The organism is Paraburkholderia sp. RL18-085-BIA-A, from assembly GCF_046027075.1.
Classification (GTDB): Bacteria; Pseudomonadota; Gammaproteobacteria; order Burkholderiales; family Burkholderiaceae; genus Paraburkholderia.
The window spans coordinates 245,594-265,596 of the sequence record NZ_JARESU010000001.1 but is presented as its reverse complement, the minus strand read 5'-3'; the positions used below and the strand labels follow the sequence as shown (position 1 = coordinate 265,596).

12 protein-coding genes are annotated in these 20,003 nt (G+C 64.0%); 8 read left to right on the top strand and 4 right to left on the bottom strand.

Annotated features, from left to right (window positions below):
* Positions 1-455: 455 nt before the first annotated feature.
* Together P0D89_RS01135 and argA are read right to left on the bottom strand one after the other, a co-directional pair.
* Positions 456-728: an oxidative damage protection protein gene (locus P0D89_RS01135; RefSeq protein WP_007181244.1), complete on the bottom strand. Its 273-nt coding sequence runs from the start codon at positions 726-728 to the stop codon at positions 456-458.
* Positions 729-933: 205 nt separating this feature from the next.
* Positions 934-2,322, bottom strand: coding sequence for an amino-acid N-acetyltransferase (gene argA / locus P0D89_RS01130; protein ID WP_408357878.1), 1,389 nt, complete (start codon positions 2,320-2,322; stop codon positions 934-936).
* A gap of 22 nt (positions 2,323-2,344) precedes the next feature.
* Between argA and hrpA the strand changes: the two genes are divergently transcribed.
* Complete coding sequence (gene hrpA / locus P0D89_RS01125; RefSeq protein WP_408357877.1) at positions 2,345-6,745, top strand: ATP-dependent RNA helicase HrpA; 4,401 nt, start codon at positions 2,345-2,347, stop codon at positions 6,743-6,745.
* Between the two features lie 230 nt (positions 6,746-6,975).
* On the opposite strand, the gene P0D89_RS01120 is transcribed toward hrpA, so the two are convergent.
* Entirely contained in the window at positions 6,976-9,948 is a 2,973-nt protein-coding gene (locus tag P0D89_RS01120; RefSeq protein WP_408357876.1) for a YadA-like family protein, read from the bottom strand.
* 606 nt (positions 9,949-10,554) lie between these two features.
* On the opposite strand from P0D89_RS01120, the gene P0D89_RS01115 reads away from it, so the two are divergent.
* The 4 genes from P0D89_RS01115 (at position 10,555) to P0D89_RS01100 (ending at position 14,479) form a co-directional block, all read left to right on the top strand.
* A complete protein-coding gene (locus P0D89_RS01115; RefSeq protein WP_408357875.1) occupies positions 10,555-11,571 on the top strand; it encodes a YVTN family beta-propeller repeat protein in 1,017 nt (338 codons plus the stop codon).
* A 69-nt stretch (positions 11,572-11,640) separates the two neighbouring features.
* Complete coding sequence (locus P0D89_RS01110) at positions 11,641-12,648, top strand: sterol desaturase family protein (RefSeq protein ID WP_408357874.1); 1,008 nt, start codon at positions 11,641-11,643, stop codon at positions 12,646-12,648.
* Positions 12,649-12,795: 147 nt separating this feature from the next.
* Positions 12,796-13,629, top strand: a complete 834-nt coding sequence (locus tag P0D89_RS01105) for an EI24 domain-containing protein (protein ID WP_408357873.1) — start codon at positions 12,796-12,798, stop codon at positions 13,627-13,629.
* A gap of 19 nt (positions 13,630-13,648) precedes the next feature.
* Positions 13,649-14,479 carry a competence/damage-inducible protein A gene (locus tag P0D89_RS01100; RefSeq protein ID WP_408357872.1) on the top strand — a complete coding sequence of 277 codons (831 nt, stop codon included), beginning with the start codon at positions 13,649-13,651 and terminating at the stop codon, positions 14,477-14,479.
* Between the two features lie 254 nt (positions 14,480-14,733).
* Here the strand turns inward: P0D89_RS01100 and P0D89_RS01095 are convergent, their stop codons facing one another.
* Entirely contained in the window at positions 14,734-15,198 is a 465-nt protein-coding gene (locus P0D89_RS01095; protein ID WP_408357871.1) for a rhodanese-like domain-containing protein, read from the bottom strand.
* A 436-nt stretch (positions 15,199-15,634) separates the two neighbouring features.
* On the opposite strand from P0D89_RS01095, the gene glnA reads away from it, so the two are divergent.
* The 3 genes from glnA (at position 15,635) to ntrC (ending at position 19,931) form a co-directional block, all read left to right on the top strand.
* Positions 15,635-17,050: a type I glutamate--ammonia ligase gene (gene glnA / locus P0D89_RS01090; protein ID WP_408357870.1), complete on the top strand. Its 1,416-nt coding sequence runs from the start codon at positions 15,635-15,637 to the stop codon at positions 17,048-17,050.
* A gap of 188 nt (positions 17,051-17,238) precedes the next feature.
* Positions 17,239-18,381, top strand: coding sequence for a nitrogen regulation protein NR(II) (gene glnL, locus P0D89_RS01085; RefSeq protein ID WP_408357869.1), 1,143 nt, complete (start codon positions 17,239-17,241; stop codon positions 18,379-18,381).
* A gap of 35 nt (positions 18,382-18,416) precedes the next feature.
* Positions 18,417-19,931, top strand: coding sequence for a nitrogen regulation protein NR(I) (ntrC, locus tag P0D89_RS01080; RefSeq protein ID WP_408357868.1), 1,515 nt, complete (start codon positions 18,417-18,419; stop codon positions 19,929-19,931).
* The last annotated feature ends 72 nt before the right edge of the window (positions 19,932-20,003 follow it).

Sequence of the window (20,003 nt, the reverse complement as noted above, 5' to 3'; positions counted from 1 at the left end):
CGCGCCGCTGGAAGGCTTGAAACGAAAAAGGCCGGTGCTTGCTCGCCGCTCATGAAGCGACATGAAACGGGGAAACGGCCGACGAGCCTTCTTGTATAAAAACGGTTCGATTCAGGATGGCACACGCAGCGCGGGCCACAATGAAAAGAAATGTTAATGAAGGTGAATTGCTGTTGGAACGTTGCACATGATAGCACGATGACGGATGATCGTGCAAACCGCCGTTCCGGCGGGGGCTCGGCGAGAGCGCTCAATCCCTTGGCAGGCGGGGGATTGCGGCGGATTTGGTCAATCGGCAAACGCGCCTTCGGCGCGGCTGGTAATGAACCGTTTGGGTAGTTTTGCGGCGCCCGTCCATGTAAAAGCCGCGGCAGAATACGCGGCAAAAAAGCGAAAAAAATCCGCGCTCGCGGCGCGGATTTCGTCGAGACGGCTGGCGTCGCTAAAGCGCTTTCTCAGGCCGACGGCGGCACGTAACCCTGCGCGGTATCCGCGCCTTCGCCGAAGAAGAATTTTTCGGTCTGCTTCATCAGGTACTGGCGAGCGCGGGGATCGGCCATGTTCAGGCGGTTTTCGTTGATCAGCATGGTCTGCTGCTTCAACCAGGCCTGCCAGGCTTCCTTCGAAATGCTTTCGTAGATCCGCTTGCCGAGTTCGCCCGGCAGTGGCGGGAAATCGAGGCCTTCGGCTTCCTTGCCGAGCTTGGCGCATTGAACCATACGAGTCATGCTGTGCTTCTCCTTTGTCGACCGGAGTTAGTGCTTCAGCACTTACTCCGGTCCCATGAAAAATGGTTACTGTAGTTAGTGCTTCAGCACTTACTCCGGTCCCATGAAAAATGGTTACTGTAGTTAGTGCTTCAGCACTTACTCCGGTCCCATGAAAAATGGTTACTGTATTAATGTGGCGGGCAGTCGCTTTATATGGGGCCGCTCAGAGCTGTTTCATCAGCACGAGCGACTTGCGCTGCCAGTTATAGAGTCTGCGGCGGTCTTCGGGCAGGTCGTCGACCGTGACCTTGACGAAGCCGCGCTTGAGGAACCAGTGTTCGGTGCGCGTGGTGAGCACGAAAATGCGCGTGAGGCCGCGCGCCCGCGCGCGCTGCTCGATTCGCTTGAGCAGGCGCTCGCCGTCGCCGGTGCCTTGCGCCTCGGGTGCGACCGTCAGGCAGGCCATTTCGCCGATGCGCTCCTGCGGATACGGATACAGCGCCGCGCAGCCGAACAGCACGCCATCGTGCTCGATCACCGAGAAATGGTCGATGTCGCGTTCGATCTGATGGCGGCCGCGCCGCACCAGCGTGCCGTCCGTCTCGAGCGGCTCGATCAGCGAGAGAATGCCGCCGACGTCATCCGGCGTGGCTTCGCGCAGGCTTTCGAGGTTCTCGTACGAGATCATCGTGCCCACGCCGTCGTGCAGGAACAGTTCGAGGAGCAGGCTGCCGTCGAGCGCGTACGGGATGATGTGCGCCCGCGCGACGCCGCCGCGGCACGCGCGGATCGAATGCTTCAGGTAGAAGCCCGCGTCGCCGGTCACTTCGCCGCTTTCGTGCAGCTTGTACGCGTCGTCGAGCGACAGTTCGCGCAGCAGTTCGGGGCCGTTTTCGCCGGCTTCCATCAGGCCAGGCGTTTCAGTCAGGAACACGATCTTGTCGGCGCGCAGCGCGATCGCCGCGGCCGAGGCAACGTCTTCCATCGCCAGATTGAACGCTTCGCCGGTGGGCGAGAAGCCGAGCGGCGAGAGCAGCACCAGCTTGCGGCTCGCGAGCGAGTGGCGGATCGAATCGGCGTCGATCTTGCGCACCACACCGGTGTGCGCGAAGTCGACGCCGTCCAGTATGCCGACCGGCCGCGCGGTCACGAAGTTGCCCGACACCACGCTGATGTGCGCGTGCGCCATCGGCGTGTTCGGCAAGCCTTGGCTGATCGCGGCCTCGATGTCCAGACGCACTTCGCCGGCCGCTTCTTTCGCGGACTCGAGCGCGCGCGCGTCGGTGATGCGCATGCCGTGCGAAAACTCGGATTCGACGCCATGCAGACTCATCTGCTCTTCGACCTGCGGTCGCGAGCCATGCACCAGCACGATCTGGATGCCCATCGCCTGCAGCAGCGCGATGTCGGACACCAGCGCGTTCAGGAGCCCTTGATGCACCACCTCGCCGCCGAACCCGACGACGAACGTCTTGTTGCGGAACGCATGGATATAAGGGGCGACTGAGCGCATCCAGTCGACGAATTGCGCATGCTGGGCGAGGTCTTCCGTTGTTCCGGCAGGGGCCGGAACGCTCGCGGGCGCGGGGACGAGGTCGGTTTGGGAATTCATGCCGGGATTATAATGCGCCCCCATGTCGAATGTACCCAAAAGTCCCGCTGCGGCGAACGAGAATCCGGCCCCGGCCGCCGATCAGGTGAACGCAGGCGCCGCGCCGAAGCGTGGCCAGCCCAACGAGCCGCACGCGGCGCCCGAGCCGCGTCGCGCGGTGGAAGGCGCGCCGTCGTCGGCGCAGAAAAATAATCCGCCGCGCGAGCCGCGCCGTGACGCGGTGAAAAACGCCGAAGGTGGCGGACCGCGTCGCGAATCCGGCGCGTCGGTTCGAAAATCGCCGCAAGCGGGCGGCGGCGAGCGTAATGCCGGTCGCCGTGAACCGCGAGAAGCGGGTAAATCGGCGGGTGAATCGGCGCGTGAATCGCGGCAAGCCGGTGAGTCGCGCGAACCGCGCCCGCCGCGTGAACCGCGTGCTCCCCGCGCGCCGCGGGTGGTCGAGCCGAACCCGATCCCGCCGATCACGTTCCCCGAAGCGCTGCCGGTCTCCGGTCGGCGCGACGAGATCGCCAAAGCGATCGCGGAGAATCAGGTGGTGATCGTGTCGGGTGAAACCGGCTCTGGCAAAACCACCCAATTGCCGAAAATCTGCCTCGCGCTGGGACGCGGTCTCGGCGCCGGCGGCAAAGGGTTGATCGGCCACACGCAGCCGCGCCGGATCGCCGCATCGGCGACCGGGCGCCGCATCGCCGAAGAACTCGGCACGCCGTTCGGCGAAGTGGTCGGCTACAAGGTGCGCTTCACCGACAACCTGTCGCCGGGCGCGTCGGTCAAGCTGATGACGGACGGCATCCTGCTCGCCGAAACGCAGACCGATCCGCTGCTCAACGCGTACGACACGCTGATCATCGACGAAGCGCACGAGCGCAGCCTGAACATCGACTTCCTGCTCGGCTATCTGAAGGAAATTCTCGTCAAGCGGCCCGATCTTAAGCTGATCGTGACCTCGGCGACCATCGACGCCGACCGCTTCGCGCGCCACTTCGGCAGCGAAGACAAGCCCGCGCCGGTGATCGAGGTGAGCGGGCGCCTCTATCCGGTCGAGGTGCGCTACCGGCCGGTCGTCGAGGACAGTCCGGCGGTGAAGGCCGCGCAAGGTACATCGGGTTCGTCGGGCACCTCCGGCGCTGCGGCTTCGTCGTCGCGCGAACGCCCGAAGACCCAGCGCGAAACCGATCGCGATCTGATGGAAGCGATCGTCGACGCCGTCGACGAGCTGTGCCGCGAAGGCCCCGGCGACGTGCTGGTGTTCCTGCCTGGCGAGCGTGAGATCCGCGACGCCGCCGAAGCGCTGCGCAAGCATCATCCGCCGCATACGGAAATTCTGCCGCTGTTCGCGCGACTTTCCGCGGCCGAACAGGAACGCGTGTTCCGCACTTCGAACGCGCGGCGCATCGTGCTGGCGACGAACGTCGCCGAGACTTCGCTGACGGTGCCCGGTATTCGCTACGTGGTCGATAGCGGTCTGGCGCGCGTGAAGCGCTACTCGTATCGCAACAAGGTCGAGCAGTTGCAGGTCGAGTCGATTTCACAGGCCGCCGCGAATCAGCGGGCAGGGCGCTGCGGCCGGGTCGCCGACGGCGTGTGCATTCGTCTCTATGAGGAAAGCGATTTTCAGGGCCGCGTGCGCTTCACCGATCCGGAGATTTTGCGTTCGTCGCTGGCGTCGGTGATTTTGCGGATGAAGTCGCTGCATCTGACGGCGATCGAAACCTTCCCGTTCATCGAACCGCCGCCCGGCCGCGCGATCGCCGACGGCTATCAGCTGCTCAACGAACTCGGCGCGGTCGACGACGACAATCAGCTCACGCCGCTCGGCCGCGAACTCGCGCGCCTGCCGCTGGACCCGCGCGTCGGCCGGATGATTCTGGCGGCGCGCGATCAGCAGGCGTTGAAGGAAGTGCTGATCATCGCAAGCGCGTTGTCCGTGCAGGATCCGCGCGACCGGCCGATCGAAGCGCAGGAGCAGGCCGACCAGGCACATCGCCGGTTCGCCGACGAGCGTTCCGAATTCCTGCAGTGGCTGAAGATCTGGAACTGGTTCGAAGAAGCGATCGCGCACAAGAAGTCGAACAAGCAGTTGCACGAGGAATGCCGCAAGAACTTCCTGTCGCAGCTGCGGCTGCGCGAATGGCGCGACGTGCACTCGCAATTGCTGACGGTGGTGCGCGAGCACGGCTGGCGCATCAATGACGCGGAAGCGACCTTCGAGCAGATCCATCTCGCGCTGTTGACCGGTCTGCTCGGCAACATCGGCCTGAAAGCCGACGACGAACCGTACTACCTCGGCGCGCGCGGCATCAAGTTCTACCTGTGGCCGGGCTCGGCGCTGGTGAAGAAGGCGGGCAAGTGGGTAATGGCCGCCGAACTGGTCGAGACGAGCCGTCTGTACGCGCGCTGCATCGCGAAGATCGAGCCGGAGTGGGTCGAGAAGATCGGCGCGCATCTGCTGAAGAAGTCGCTCTCCGAGCCGCATTGGGAGAAGCGCGCAGCGCAGGTATCGGCGTTCGAGCGGGCGATGCTGTACGGTCTGCCGATCTATCACCGGCGGCGCGTGAGCTTCGGCAAACAGGACCCGGCGCGTGCGCGCGAGCTGTTCATTCGCGGCGCGCTGGTTGAAGGCGAGTTCGACACGAAGCTCACTTTCTTCGCGCACAACCGCAAGCTGCTTGCCGAGATCGAGCAACTGGAGCACAAGTCGCGTCGCCAGGACGTGCTGGTCGACGACGAGCTGATTTTTGCGTTCTACGATCAGGCGTTGCCGAATGGCATTTACACCGGCGCATCGTTCGAGCGCTGGTATCGCGACGAGGTGAAAAAGAGCGGCCAGCCGGAAGACAAGCTGCGCCTGCTGTATCTGTCGCGCGACGATCTGATGCGGCACGAAGCCGCCGGCGTGACGACCGATCTGTTCCCGAAACGGATGACGATGGCAGGCGTCGAGATGGCGCTGACCTATCACTTCGAGCCGGGTTCGCCGCGCGACGGCGTCACCCTCGCCGTGCCGCTGTACGCGTTGAATCAGGTCGACGCGCGCCGCTGTGAGTGGCTCGTGCCCGGCATGCTGAAAGAGAAGGCGCAACTGCTGCTGAAATCCTTGCCGCAGAAGTTGCGGCGCCATTGCGTGCCGTTGCCGGAATACGCGGCCGGGTTCGCGGAACGGCACGGAGGCCCGCGTTTCGGTGCGGGTGGTTTGCTTGAGTCGCTGATCGCCGACGTTCGCGAGCAGACTCAAGTTGCGATGAAGCAGTCGGACTTCAAGCTCGAGACCTTGATGCCGCATCTGTTCATGAACTTCAAGGTCGTCGACGAACACGGGCGGCAGCTTGCGATGGGCCGCAACCTGTCGCAACTGCGCGCCGAACTCGGCGGCCAGGCGCAGCAGCATTTCCAGAAGATAGCGTCGAGCGCGGCTGGCGCGGCCCTGGCGGATGCGGGTGGCGGCGGTGTCGCGGCGCCTGCGCAAGCCGCGGGGGCGATTGGGTTGGCAGGTGGCGCTGCGCAGCGCGGCAAGGGTGCGGCTGGGGCCGTTCCGCAAACGGCGCCGCAAGGCGGCGCGGCGGGCACCGCGCTGTATGAAAAACTGACGACCTGGAATTTCGGCAAGCTCCCCGAGTTGCTCGAGATTCGCCGCGGCGGCCAGACGCTGTTCGGCTACCCGGCATTGGTGGATCGCGGCACCCATTGCGACGTCGAAGTGTTCGATTCGCCGGACGAAGCCGCGCGGATTCATCGCGCGGGATTGCGCCGGCTTTTTGCGTTGCAGTTGAAGGAGCCGATCAAATACCTCGAGAAGAATCTGCCGGGCCTGCGCGAAATGGCGATGCAGTTCATGCCGCGCGGCACGCAGGAAGAACTGCGCGATCAACTGATCGACACCGCGCTTGATCGCGCGTGTCTGCAGGACCCGCTGCCCGACGACGACGTCAGTTTCCATACGCGACGCGACGAGGGACGCAGCCGTCTGACGCTGCTGGCTCAGGAAATCGCGCGGCTGGTCGGGCAGATTCTCGGCGAGTACGCGAGCGTGACGAAAAAGCTGGTGCAGGCGAAGTCGTTCGCGGCCGCGCACGCGGACATGCAGAATCAGCTGGATGGGTTGATCGGCAAGCGCTTCGTGGTCGACACGCCGTACACCCAACTGGCGCACTTTCCGCGCTATCTGAAAGCGATGACGTTGCGTATCGACAAGCTGAAGGCGGAACCGCCACGCGACGCGCGGCAGTTCGCGGAGTTTCAGCCGCTGTTGCAGAACTATCAGCGCGCGGTCTCGCAGCGTGGCGGCGTGCTGGATCCGCGACTGTCGGAGTTTCGCTGGCTGCTGGAGGAATTGCGCGTTTCGCTGTTCGCTCAGGAGCTGCGTACGCCGATGCCTGTTTCGGTGAAGCGGTTGTACAAGGTTTGGGAGTCGATGCAGCGCTAAGTGGGGCTGGGGCGGGTGGCGCCGCGCGTACTACCCTTCTGAAGGCCGCGGCCGCGCGAGCTTGCGTTTTTTTCGTGGCTCAAACTGCACGCGACATCACGCGTCGTGAGGGTGACGTCACGCGCAAGCGACGCGGGCTCTTTTGGGGCCCGCGCTCGCTAACGCCGCAACCGCGCCTAAGCCATCATGGACGCATGCACCCGACGGCATACCAGTCCCGCGTCTTTAGTTCACCAGTGAACACCCGCGCCGATCGACGCGCCGAACTGGCCGCGCGAGTCAGTGGTGCCTTGCAGCTTGTAGGCCCACTTGCCCGTATCTGACAACTGCGACACGCCGATCGCCAAAGCCGACTGGCCGCCATACGTGCCGCCGGCCATCGCGATCATGCCGCGGCCCGGCAGAATCGCCTGCGGCAAACCCGCCATCGCCAACGCGGACGCCGTGCCGCCATATCCATCGCGACGGACTGTGCGGATCTGGTCGTCGGTATAGCGGTTAGCCTGGCTGACCGCGCCGTCCATGCTCTGCTGCAACTGACCGAAGTTGACGGCGTCGGTAGGTTGCGTACCGGCTGCGACGTTGGTGATCTGACGCTCCTGACCGGTGACGCCGACCGATACCGTATTCGCCCGGTCCGCGACCGAGCCATGGCCCAACGCAACCGAACTGTCCGCGCTGGCGTTCGCTGCCGCGCCGAGCGCGGTCGCATTGTTGCCGCCGGCCGTCGCATTTGCGCCGGCGGCAACCGCGTTCACGCCCGTGGCCCGCGCGTTCGCACCCGCCGCGACCGCATGCGCACCCGACGACACCGCGCCTTCCGTATCACGATCGCCTGCCACGCTGATGAACGGGCTCGCCGCGTTGATCAGCGCGTTGCCGACCGCGCCGTTGACGGCCGCGTTCAACTGGCCGAGATTGACCGCGTCGGAGGCGTCCACGCCGTCGGCGACATTGTGGATGATGGCGCCGCCGCTTGCAGCGCCGCTGCCGAGCGTGATGCTGCTGCGGTTGATGCTGCCATCGGAATTCTGGTCATACATGACCGCGCCATCGAGCTTCGCGGCGGTGGCCACGCCCTGGTCACTCACCGTTTTCAACTGGGCGACGTTGACCGCATCGGTATCGGCGGTACCTGCGGCGACGTTGTGGATGACGGCTCCGCCCTTTGCAGCACCGCCACCGAGCGTGATGCTGTTGTGGTTGATGCTGCCATCGGGGTTCTGGTCGTACATGACCGCGCCATCGAGTTTCGCGGCCGTGGCCGCGCTCTGGCCGCTCACCGTATTCAACTGGGCGACGTTGACGGCGTCGGTATCGGCGGTACCAGCGGCGATATTGTGGAGGACGGCGCCACCGTCCGCAGCACCGCCACCGAGCGTGATGCTGTTGCGGTTGATGCTGCCATCGGGGTTCCGGTCGTACATGACCGCGCCGTCGAGCTTCGCGGCGGTGGCTACGCCCTGGTCACTCACCGTTTTCAACTGGGCGACGTTGACCGCGTCGGTATCGGCGCTGCCGGCGGCGACGTTGTGGATAACGGCGCCACCGCTGCCGAGTGTGATGCTGTCGCGGTTGATGGTGCCATCGGGGTTCTGGTCATACATGACCGCGCCGTCGAGCTTCGCGGCGGTGGCTACGCCCTGGTCACTCACCGTTTTCAACTGGGCGACGTTGACCGCGTCGGTATCGGCAGTACCTGCGGCGACGTTCGCAATCTGGCGTTCATTGCCGCTGGAGCCCACCGACACCGTGTTCGCGCGGTCGGCCAGAGAGTTCCGGCCGAGTGCAACCGCGTTGTCCGCGCTTGCCGACGCGCTATAACCGAGCGCGATGCTGCCGTCGCCGTTCACGGCCGAGTACGCGCCAATGGCGGTCGCGTTCAAACCGTCGGCCGTGGCCGATAAGCCGATCGCCGTGGCATTCGCCGCGCCTGCCACGGCACCCGCGCCGAGCACTGCCGACCCGGGTCCGCTGGCACGCGCGCCCGCGCCGACTGCGGTCGCATCAGCGCCGGCTGCGCTTGCGCCGACGCCTGCCGCGAGCGCATGCACGCCGCTCGCGTCTGCGTCCGCGTCCGCAGTGTCTGCGTTGGCCTTGAAGTAACGCTGAGTGCTACTTCGGGCTATCGCATCGACCTTGCCGTCGACCGCCCGCAGCTGGCTGACGTTGACGGCGTCGGTCGGTTCTGCACCCGCTGCGAGGTTGGTCAGGCGGCGCTCGCGGCTCGCGGAGCCAAGCGACACCTCGCCTGTGGGGTCCGGCGCCGCGATCAGAGTCGGGTCGAGGCCGGACGGGACGAAGGCGCGCTGGTTCAGATCGGCTGTCGTCGCGGAATCCGCGCCTAACGCGACGCTGTTGGCGGCGCTCGCGTTCGCGTTATGGCCGAGCGCGACGGCGCCGGAGTCTGTCGCCACCGCCCCGTAGCCGAGCGCGCTCGCGTTGACGCCGGTCGTCTGCGCAAACGCGCCGAGCGCAATTCCGCCCGTGCCGTCGACGGCCGCCTCATTGCCGAGCGCGACGCCGTAGTCGGCCGCCGCCCGCGCCGACATACCGCCCGCGAAAGCCGCGTTGCCGCTGGTTTGCGCGTGATAGCCGACTGCGGCGGAGCCCGTGCCGGCGGCGGTCGCCAGCGCGCCAAACGCGGACGCGGCGGCGTCCGCTGCGATCGTGCCCCCGCCCGCCGCGATGGAGTCGATGCCCAGCGCAGTGGCCGTCATGCCGAGTGCGGTTGCGCGTTCGCCCTGCACATTGGCGTTCATGCCTACGGCGGTGGTGCCGTCGCCGAGTGCATTTGCGTTCAGTCCCGCCGCCACCGCGCCTCCACCGATCGCACGAGCGTTCTCGCCGAGCGCACTGGCGCCTGCCGCTTGCGCATTGGCGTTCAGGCCAACGGCGATCGCGCCGTCACCTTGCGTGGCGGCTTGCGTGCCGACCGCAATCGAGCTGTCGCCCTGCGCGGTCGCGGGCTGGCCTATCGCGATCGAGTAGTTGCCGGATGCATCGGCTCCCACACCGGATTCAATGGAGCCGACGCCTGCCGCGACCGCCGGGATGCCGCCCGCGAAAGCCGTCGCGGTCAGCACGGCCTGCGCGATGGCTTTTTTTCGCGCCGCTGCGCGATTTCCGCCGAATCTTGCCGGTCCGGATGCTGTGAGCGAGGTGTGCGTTGCTCCATGCCAGATTGAATAAATTTGATTCATTGTGTCAGAGCCTCCGTGATTATTTGTGTGCGTTTTGGGCACCGCGTGATTCGCGATGACCGGTCAGGATGCATCGCCCCGGATAAATCGCGAAAATATCAATGCGGTTACAACGCTTCCGGAACTGCGGTTTTTATGCCTTTTGCACGTCCGAAATATCCGCGTCACGCCAACCGGTCAAAGACGGCGAGTGTCGGGGCGATGAGTGCCGAATTATCCGATCCGCTGGCGCGACTCTGATATCAGCGAAGTCTTAAATCGGTGAGCGAGATAAACTGTCCTAATAGAATTGGGTTTATTTATTGGTAGTTGGATTGATTAAAGAATGATCCGATTTTCTCTTATGACTATTTGGCGGATTCTGCGAGTATTTTTAATATTTGGCCGAATGGCATAGGTCGACTGATGCCGAGGGGAAAAACGGAAAATCCCGATTTTCGATGCGCTAGAAAAAGCTGTGCTGAGCGACGCGCTCGCCAGCCCGCCCCGGCATGCCGTCGCACCTCATCGTGCCCTTCATTTTCAGTGCGCCGGACACCGACCTGCGTCAACCGCTGGCATGGGCAAACGTTCTACAATGACGGTTGTTCTCCGAAGCGAGTTTTCATGCGTAAATTTTTTCTTCCCGGCTTGACTGCCACGTTCGCCGCAAGCGCGGCGCTGGTCGCCGCCGCTGGTTTTTTTTGTCCGGCGGCCCGCGCCAATGACGTGATCGTGCTCAATTCCGGCGAAGCCACGCTGAGCCTGATCGACGAGGCCAGCCGCCAGGTCGTCGGCACGGTGCCGACCGGCAAGGAACCGCATCACCTGATGGCCACGCCGGACAATTCATCGCTGATCGTGGCCAATTCGGTGTCGAACAACCTGATGTTCGTCGATCCGAAGTCGGGCCAGGTGCAGCGCTGGGTCGAGAACATCGAAGACCCGTACCAGATCGGCTTTTCGCCGGACCGCAAGTGGCTCGTCACCACTGGCCTGCGCCTCGACCGCCTCGACATCTACCATTACGACCAGAAGAACCAGATGACGCTGGCCTCGCGTCTGCCGCTCGCGGTCATGCCGAGCCACATGGCGTTCACGAACGACAGCAAGACGGTGTTCGTCACGCTGCAGGTGTCGGGTGAATTGGCCGCGATCGATCTGCCCACGCAAACCGTGAAATGGAAGATGAAGGTCGGCAAGGTGCCGGCGGGCCTGTGGATGACGCCGGGCGAGAAGTACCTGCTGGTCGGCATGACCGGCGCGGATTACGTCGCGGTGGTCGACTGGCGCAACCAGAAGATCGTCAAGACCATCCCGACGGGCAAGGGCGCGCACAACTTCCGTTCGCTCGTCGACGGCAAGCACGTCGCGGTGTCGAACCGGGTGGCGAGCACCATCAGCATCATCGACGAGGACACGCTCACCAACGTCGGCGACATCACCGGTTTGATGCCCGGTCCGGACGACATGGAACTTTCCGCCGACAAACGCTATCTGTGGGTGACGTTCCGCTTTTCGAAACATGTCGGCATCATCGACCTGAACACGCGTAAGCTGATCCAGACGATTGCCGTTGGCCGTTCGCCGCACGGCATCTATTTCTTCAATCGCGCGCCGGTCACGGCGCCGAACGGCGCGTAGGGTGGGTTAGGGCGGCAGCACTACCGCACCCAGGCGAGCCATGACGGATGAAGTAACCAGACCCGCACCATGTTCCATCTGATTTTTTCTTCGCTCGACAGCTTCGTTTCGGCCGTGCAGACGCTGCTGTACGTCGACGTGGTGCAGCCGCTGCTGTTCCGCTTCGAGCTGATGGACTACGACGAAGACACCTACGACAGCCTGTACTGGGTGATCGTGGGCGTCTTCGAGGTGCTGGCGATGTACGCGGTCCTGCGTCCGCTCGAAGCGCTGCGCCCGGTGGAGCAGTGGGAGAACCGCAAGGCGGTGCGCATCGATGTGCTGTACACCTGGATCGCCAAGCTCGGCATTCTCAACCTGTTCTTCTTCTTCGCGCTGCAGCCGTTCTTCGATCACGTGCAGGCGTGGCTGCGGCTGCACAATATTTCGAATTTCGAGTTCGACAATCTGTGGCCCGGCGTCACCACGCAGCCGCTCGTCACGTTCGTGATGTATCTGCTGGTGCTTGACTTCGCCGGCTACTGGTATCACCGCGGTGAACACCGGATCGGCGTGTGGTGGGAGCTGCACGCGGTGCATCACAGCCAGCGGCAGATGTCGCTGTGGTCCGACGACCGCAACCATCTGCTCGACGACCTGCTGCAGGCGTCGTTCTTCGCGGTGATCGCGCTGGTGATCGGCGTGCCGCCGTCGCAGTTCGTCGTGCTCGTCGCGATCACGAATCTCGCGCAGAGCGTGCAGCACGCGAACATCCGCCTGTACTTCGGCTGGCTCGGCGAGCGGCTGCTGGTCAGCCCGACGTTCCATCGCCGTCATCATGCAATCGGCTACGGCCACCAGGGACTGAAGTACGGCTGCAACTTCGGCGTGCTGTTTCCGTGGTGGGACATGCTGTTTCGCAGCGTGTCCTGGAGCCGCGACATGGAGCCGACCGGCATCGGCGATCAGCTGGAAGGCCGGCGCTATGGCGATGGATTCTGGGCGCAGCACTGGCTCGCGTTCGTGCGCATCGCCGGGCGGCTGTCGCCGAAGCGCCGCGCCGCAGCCGCCGAAAGCAACGACACCGCCGCCGTTTGAGCGTCCTTCTTCCCACGCCGGCGGTTTCCCTAGCCGCGTGTCGCGTGGTTTATCCTGTGCACGTTTGCGCGCACGCGCCTGGCCCACTGGCCGGTTCGTTGCGCGTTTCCCTCTATTCCATCGTTTCGTTCACCGGCACCGGCTCGCATGAATGATCTGTTGCGCTCATTCGGGCGCGCGCTCGCCAGCGCGCTCCACCCGCGCATGCTCTGGCTGACCTTCAAACCGTTTATCGTGGCGACGGTCGGATGGGGCGTGATTCTATGGTTCTCCTGGCAGACGTTGATCGGCGGCACGCGCCTATGGCTCGATAGCTGGTCGTTCACGACCACGCTTTATCATCTGTTCGACTGGTTGGGTTTTTCGGCGCTACATGCGGTGATCGCACCGTTCATGGTGATTGCGATGGCGATTCCGCTGATCGTCGTCACGGTGCTGCTGCTGATCGCCACGTTGTCGATGCCCGCGGTGATCCGCTTCCTCGCGGCGCGGCAATTCCCGGGCCTCGAAATGCGCCGCGGCGGAACGTGGTACGGTAGCCTCGGCCAGGCGTTGTGGACCACGCTGGTGTGTCTGGTGCTGCTGATCGTCACGCTGCCGCTGTGGCTGGTGCCGCCGTTCTTCGCGCTGATTCCGCCGCTGCTGTGGGGCTGGCTGACCTATCGCGTGATGAGCTACGACGCGCTCGCGCTGCACGCGTCGCGCGACGAGCGGCGCGCGCTGGTGCGCCGCTTCCGGCTGCCGCTGCTGCTGATCGGCGTCGCGAGCGGCCTGCTGGGTTCGCTGCCGACGCTGCTGTGGGCGTCGTCGGTCTGGCTGATCGTGCTGTTCCCGGTGATCACCGCGGTGACGATCTGGATTTATGCGTTCATCCTCGTGTTTTCGGCGCTGTGGTTTGGCTACTACTGTTTGCGCGCGCTGCAACGCATGCGCACCGAAGAGCGCGGCGCCGTGCGTCACGCGGCGCCGGTTCCCTATTGATTAAACGAAAGAGGCGGCAATGGCATTTGGCGTCATCATCATCGGCGATGAAATCCTGTCGGGCAGGCGTGTCGACAAGCATCTGCCGAAGGTCATCGAATTGCTGGGCGCGCGCGGGCTGTCGCTCGGCTGGGCGGAGTACATCGGCGACGACCCCGAGCGCATCACGGCGACGCTGCGGCGCACCTTCGCGTCGGGCGACATCGTGTTCTCCACGGGCGGCATCGGCGCGACGCCGGACGACCACACGCGCCAATGCGCGGCGGCCGCGCTCGGCGTGCCGCTGGAATTGCATCCGGAGGCCGCGAAGCTGATTCAGGAGCGCATTCGCGACATGTATCCGGCCAATGCCGCGACGCCGCTCGATCTGGATTCGCCCGAAAACCGGCATCGCCTGAATATGGGCACGTACCCGCAGGGCGCGTCGATCATTCCGAACGGCTACAACAAGATTCCCGGCTTCTCGATCAGGCATCACCATTTCGTCCCGGGCTTCCCGGTGATGGCGTGGCCGATGATCGAGTGGGTGCTGGATACGCACTACACGCACCTGCATCACGCAATGCCGCATGCGGAGAAGTCGCTGCTGGTGTTCGAGCTGCCGGAATCGCGCCTGACGCCGCTGATGGAGAAGATCGAGCGCGATTTTCCGGGCGTGCGGGTATTCAGTCTGCCGAGCGTCGGCGATGCGGAGCGCGGCGGCCTGTATGCGCGGCATCACATCGACCTTGGGGTGAAGGGTGAGCCGGAAGCGGTGGCCGCTGCCTTCGTGAAACTGCGCGAGGGTGTGCACCTGCTAGGCGGCGATATCGTCGAGCCGGAGTCGGCGGCGGCGAAGCAGAAGGGCTGATCGGCGCGGCGAGTGTCGAACTTCGTTGCGCGGCGCCGTTGCGGATGGCCGGCCGTGTTTGCGGCCGGTCATTCGTTCAGGAAGGCATTCGCCGGGCGCATCATCGGCCTGTTACATGCGGCGCCGACAGATGGGTCTGTCAGTGGGCGCGAAGCCCGAACGCGCGGCTTCCACGCATGCGGGTCGTGCAGGGCGCGATCAGCGACTCTGGGCGCAACCCCGCGTCGTCCGCTTTTCCTGCTGCTCGCGTGCATTTACGCGCCGATCCACGGCAATCCGCGAAAGCACCAGCCCGACACCGTCTTCCGATGCCCCTGGCCGTCCTTGTCGCCTTCGAAGCCTTCCAGCAGGTCATACGCCTTCGTGAAGCCGACCTGAGCGGCGGCGATTGCGGCGAGCTTCGAGCGGGCGGCGCTGCGGCACAGAAACAGCACCGGCGTATCGTGAGAGGCCACCTGACTCAATTGCCCAAGGAATTCCTGATTCGGCACCGCGCCCGGATAGCGCGTCCATTCCACATGCGCGTATTGTCCGTCGCCGATGACCGGACGGCCGACCCAATCGAGTTCGGCACGGGTGCGCACGTCGACCAGACGCGTGCGCGGATCGAGTTGCAGCAGTTCGAATGCTTCGGCTGGCGATACCGAGCCCGCGTAGGGCAACTGGTTCTCGTTGCGGCGTGCATCCGCCTGGGCGTACAGCTGTTCGAGCGTGCTCATGAGCGTCAATCTCCTTGACCAAATGATTATTCTAGCGCGCGGCGCGCGAGCCACGCGTCATACACGGCGAGCTGGCGGTCGTGCCCGTTGCTGCAACCGTTCCGCTCACTCATGGTGCGTTTTCGTAAAAATGCACCAAAATGAGGATCGGCACGAACTTTGGTCTGACGAACGCACGAATTTGGTGCGTCTGCAGACTAGCCGATTTCAGGGCTGCATGCCGGGCGGTGCGCTGATTCCCCGTAAACGCGCGTGCAGCAAGGTTTTGCGCCGGCATGGCGCATGGGTGGCACAGAAGCTGCTTTATTGGTGCCGATCGACTTGCCCGGCAAGACTTTCTGCCAGTTCCACCGATTGAGGGTGGACGCGCCGGGACGGGTCAGCTAGATTGGGCGGCGGCTGAATCCGCCGAATTCGTTAATCAGGAGAATAGGTTATGAGTAAATCCGTGGCCGACGTCGTTCAACTCGTCAAAGACGAGGACGTCAAGTTTGTCGACTTCCGTTTCACCGACACGCGCGGCAAGGAGCAACACGTTTCGGTGCCGGTGTCGGCATTCGATGAAGACAAGTTCGAAAGCGGCCATGCGTTTGACGGTTCGTCGATTGCCGGCTGGAAAGGCATCGAAGCATCGGACATGTTGCTGATCCCGGACGCGAACACAGCCTTCATCGACCCGTTCTACGAAGAATCGACCCTCGTGCTGACCTGCGACGTCGTCGAACCGGCTGACGGCAAGGGCTACGAGCGCGATCCGCGTTCGTTGGCAAAGCGCGCTGAAGCGTACCTGAAGAGCACGGGTCTGGGCGACACCGCGTTCTTCGGTCCGGAGCCGGAATTCTTCATTTTCGACTCGGTCCAGTGGAACACGGACCAGTCGGGCTGCTTCATCAAGATCGGTTCGGAAGAAGCACCGTGGTCGTCGGCGAAGGAATTCGAAGGCGGCAACACCGGCCACCGTCCGGGCACGAAGGGCGGCTACTTCCCGGTCGCTCCGGTCGACACGTTCCAGGACATCCGTTCGGAAATGTGCCTGTTGCTCGAACAGATCGGCATCCCGGTCGAAGTGCACCACCACGAAGTCGCGGGTCAAGGCCAGAACGAAATCGGCACGAAGTTCTCGACGCTGGTGCAACGCGCCGACTGGCTGCAGCAGATGAAGTACATCATCCATAACGTGGCGCACACGTATGGCAAGACGGCGACGTTCATGCCGAAGCCGGTCGTCGGCGACAACGGTTCGGGCATGCACGTTCACCAGTCGATCTGGAAGGACGGCCAGAACCTGTTCGCAGGCAATGGCTACGCAGGTCTGTCGGAATTCGCGCTGTTCTACATCGGCGGCATCATCAAGCATGCTCGCGCGCTGAACGCGATCACGAACCCGGGTACGAACTCGTACAAGCGTCTCGTGCCGCACTTCGAAGCACCGGTCAAGCTGGCTTACTCGGCTCGCAACCGTTCGGCATCGATCCGTATTCCGCACGTGTCGAACCCGAAGGGCCGCCGTATCGAAACGCGCTTCCCGGATCCGCTGGCGAATCCGTACCTTTGCTTCTCCGCGCTGATGATGGCGGGTCTGGACGGCGTGCAAAACAAGATTCACCCGGGCGAAGCCGCCGACAAGAACCTGTACGACCTGCCGCCGGAAGAGGATGCAAAAATCCCGACCGTGTGCGCCGGCCTCGACCAGGCTCTGGACGCGCTCGACGCGGACCGCGAATTCCTGACGCGCGGCGGCGTGTTCACGGACTCGATGCTCGACGCGTACATCGAACTGAAGACGGGCGAGCTGCAACGCTATCGTCAGTCGGTGCACCCGGTCGAATTCGAAATGTACTACTCGCTGTAAGCGGCCATGGCGCTTCGCCCTTCACCCGGCGAAGCGCTTTGCCCGACACTCGCGATCGGTCACGAAGGGACGGCGGCGCCGTCCCTTTTTCGTTAGGCCGCGGAACCTACGCGAAGTCCGGGCAGTGAGCAACACGCAAAAAGCGGCACACCTGATTTTTCACCATCTCCTATCGGCCAGACTGCAAGATGGTTCTCAAGAATCTGATCAAGGCAAGGAAGGGACACGAGCAGACGCTATCGGACGATGCGCAGCTCGTGAGTTCCGGTTTGCTGCCGGGCTTCGAGACGTTGCCGACCGTCGTGCTGGTGCTCGAGAAGCGCTCGCTGCGCGTCGCGTTCGCGAATCCGTCGGCGGAGTCGCTGCTGGAAATGTCGCGCCGTCAACTGAGGCAGATGACGTGGCCGGATATCTTCTCGAATGCGGACGAACTGGTCGCGACCATCACCGCGATCGCCGCGCATCGTTTTCACGCGACGCATCTGGACGCCGTGCTCGAGCGTCCGGGCCACGAGCCGCTGCATGTGCATGCGATCGTCGGCTTTCTGGAGAGCGCGCAGGATTACGTGCTGCTCGAACTGTTCGAGAACGAGCGGCACTTGCGCTCCGACCGCGAGGAGCGCATCAACGACCTCACCGCGGTCAACAAGCAACTGATCCGCAATCTCGCGCACGAAATCAAGAACCCGCTAGGCGGGATTCGCGGCGCCGCGCAACTGCTCGAGTTCGAACTCGGCGAGCGTCAGCGCGACGAGTTGCGCGAGTACACGCAGGTCATCATCAAGGAGTCGGACCGGCTGCAAACGCTCGTCGACCGGCTGCTCGAACCACACCGTCATCCGCATATCGTCGGCGACGTGAATATTCACGAGGTCTGCGAACGCGTGCGGCAGGTGATTCTCGCGGAGTTTCCGCGCGGCTTGACGATAGAACGCGACTATGACGTCAGCGTGCCGGACCTGCGTGGCGACAAGGAGCAACTGATCCAGGCGCTGCTGAACATCGTGCGCAATGCGGCCGAAGCGCTGCGCGAACGCATTTCGCAAGGCGATGCGCGGATCGAATTGCGCACCCGTATCGCGCGCAAGATCACCGTGTCGAAACGCTTATGTAAGCTGGCACTGGACTTGCATATCGTTGACAACGGCCCAGGTATTCCCGAGGAAATCCGTGACCGCATTTTCTATCCGCTCGTGTCGGGGCGCGAGGACGGCAGCGGTCTCGGTTTGACGCTCGCGCAGACTTTCGTGCAACAGCACGACGGCCTGATCGAAGTGGAAAGCCGGCCCGGCCACACCGAGTTTCAGATTCTGCTGCCGCTCGACTGCTAACCCCAAACGCATCTCAAGACTTCTGACCGACCCATATGAAGCCGATCTGGATAGTAGACGACGATCAATCGATTCGCTGGGTGCTCGAAAAAGCGCTCGCCCGCGAAAACTTCGCGACTCGCAGCTTCGCGAACGTCCGTGAGGCTTCGGCCGCGCTCGAACACGAAAGCCCGCAGGTGCTCGTTTCCGACATCAGGATGCCGGGAGGCTCCGGCCTCGAACTGCTGCAAACCGTACGCGACAAGGTGCCGGGATTGCCCGTCATCATCATGACGGCGTTCTCGGATCTGGATAGCGCGGTCGCCGCTTTCCAGGGCGGGGCATTCGAGTATCTTGCCAAACCGTTCGACGTCGACAAGGCGGTCGAATTGATCCGCCGCGCGGTGGACGAAAGCATGCGCGGTGAGCAGACGTGGGACGACCGCGTCGCCGAAGCGCCCGAAATGCTCGGCCAGGCGCCGGCGATGCAGGACATGTTTCGCGCGATCGGCCGCCTGTCGCATTCGGCGGCCACCGTGCTCATTACCGGCGAATCAGGCACCGGGAAGGAACTGGTTGCGCGTGCGTTGCACCGACATAGCCCACGCGCGAACGGTCCCTTCATCGCACTGAACACTGCGGCGATTCCGAAAGATCTGTTGGAATCCGAACTATTCGGTCATGAGCGCGGCGCGTTCACCGGCGCGCAGGCGATGCGCCAGGGCCGTTTCGAGCAGGCCGAGAACGGCACGCTGTTTCTCGACGAAATCGGCGACATGCCGTTCGATCTGCAGACCCGGCTGTTGCGGGTGCTGTCGGACGGTCAGTTCTATCGCGTCGGCGGTCACAATCCGCTGCGCGCGAATGTGCGCGTGATCGCGGCGACGCACCAGAATCTCGAATCGCGGGTTCGTCAGGGCCTGTTTCGCGAGGACCTGTATCACCGCCTGAACGTAATCCGCTTGCGCTTGCCGGCGTTGCGCGAACGCAGCGAAGACATTCCGCTGCTCACGCGGCACTTCCTGCAAAAGAGCGCGCGCGATCTCGGCGTCGAGTCCAAGCGCGTGTCCGAAGAGGCGCTCGCGTATCTCGCGTCGCTGCCGTTTCCGGGCAACGTGCGTCAACTGGAGAACCTCGCCAACTGGCTCACCGTGATGGCGCCCGCGCAGACCATCGAGATCAAGGACCTGCCGCCGGACCTCGGTCCCGCGCAAGCCGGTGTCAACGCTCTCGCGAGCGGCGGTGCGGTAGCCGCCACGGGTGACGAGAGCTTCGGCGGCGTTGCGCCGGGCAACGCCGCGAGTGCCGGGGTTCATCCGGCCGGCGCGGCGGGCATGGCGGTCGCGCCGGCGGTCAGCGCGTGGGAAGGCGGTCTGCGCACCGAAGTCGCGCGGATGCTGCGTGAAAACGCAGCGGACGTGATGGACGAACTCGCACGCCGTTTCGAAGCGGCGGTGATTCGCGAGGCGCTCGACTTCACGCGTGGACGCAAGGTCGAAGCGGCCGAGCGTCTGGGTATCGGCCGCAATACGATTACGCGCAAGATCCAGGAACTCAATCTCGAGCCCTGATTGCCGTGTCGATGCAGGCCGGGGCGGCGCGTAAGCGGCCTCGGCCTGTTGTCCGTTGCCGGGTGGTTGAAC

Bases quoted from the DNA above. Each gene is read 5' to 3' on its own strand.
- P0D89_RS01135 (WP_007181244.1), bottom strand. From the start codon at position 728: ATGACTCGTATGGTTCAATGCGCCAAGCTCGGCAAGGAAGCCGAAGGC.
- argA (WP_408357878.1), bottom strand. From the start codon at position 2,322: ATGAATTCCCAAACCGACCTCGTCCCCGCGCCCGCGAGCGTTCCGGCC.
- hrpA (WP_408357877.1), top strand. From the start codon at position 2,345: ATGTCGAATGTACCCAAAAGTCCCGCTGCGGCGAACGAGAATCCGGCC.
- P0D89_RS01120 (WP_408357876.1), bottom strand. From the start codon at position 9,948: ATGAATCAAATTTATTCAATCTGGCATGGAGCAACGCACACCTCGCTC.
- P0D89_RS01115 (WP_408357875.1), top strand. From the start codon at position 10,555: ATGCGTAAATTTTTTCTTCCCGGCTTGACTGCCACGTTCGCCGCAAGC.
- P0D89_RS01110 (WP_408357874.1), top strand. From the start codon at position 11,641: ATGTTCCATCTGATTTTTTCTTCGCTCGACAGCTTCGTTTCGGCCGTG.
- P0D89_RS01105 (WP_408357873.1), top strand. From the start codon at position 12,796: ATGAATGATCTGTTGCGCTCATTCGGGCGCGCGCTCGCCAGCGCGCTC.
- P0D89_RS01100 (WP_408357872.1), top strand. From the start codon at position 13,649: ATGGCATTTGGCGTCATCATCATCGGCGATGAAATCCTGTCGGGCAGG.
- P0D89_RS01095 (WP_408357871.1), bottom strand. From the start codon at position 15,198: ATGAGCACGCTCGAACAGCTGTACGCCCAGGCGGATGCACGCCGCAAC.
- glnA (WP_408357870.1), top strand. From the start codon at position 15,635: ATGAGTAAATCCGTGGCCGACGTCGTTCAACTCGTCAAAGACGAGGAC.
- glnL (WP_408357869.1), top strand. From the start codon at position 17,239: ATGGTTCTCAAGAATCTGATCAAGGCAAGGAAGGGACACGAGCAGACG.
- ntrC (WP_408357868.1), top strand. From the start codon at position 18,417: ATGAAGCCGATCTGGATAGTAGACGACGATCAATCGATTCGCTGGGTG.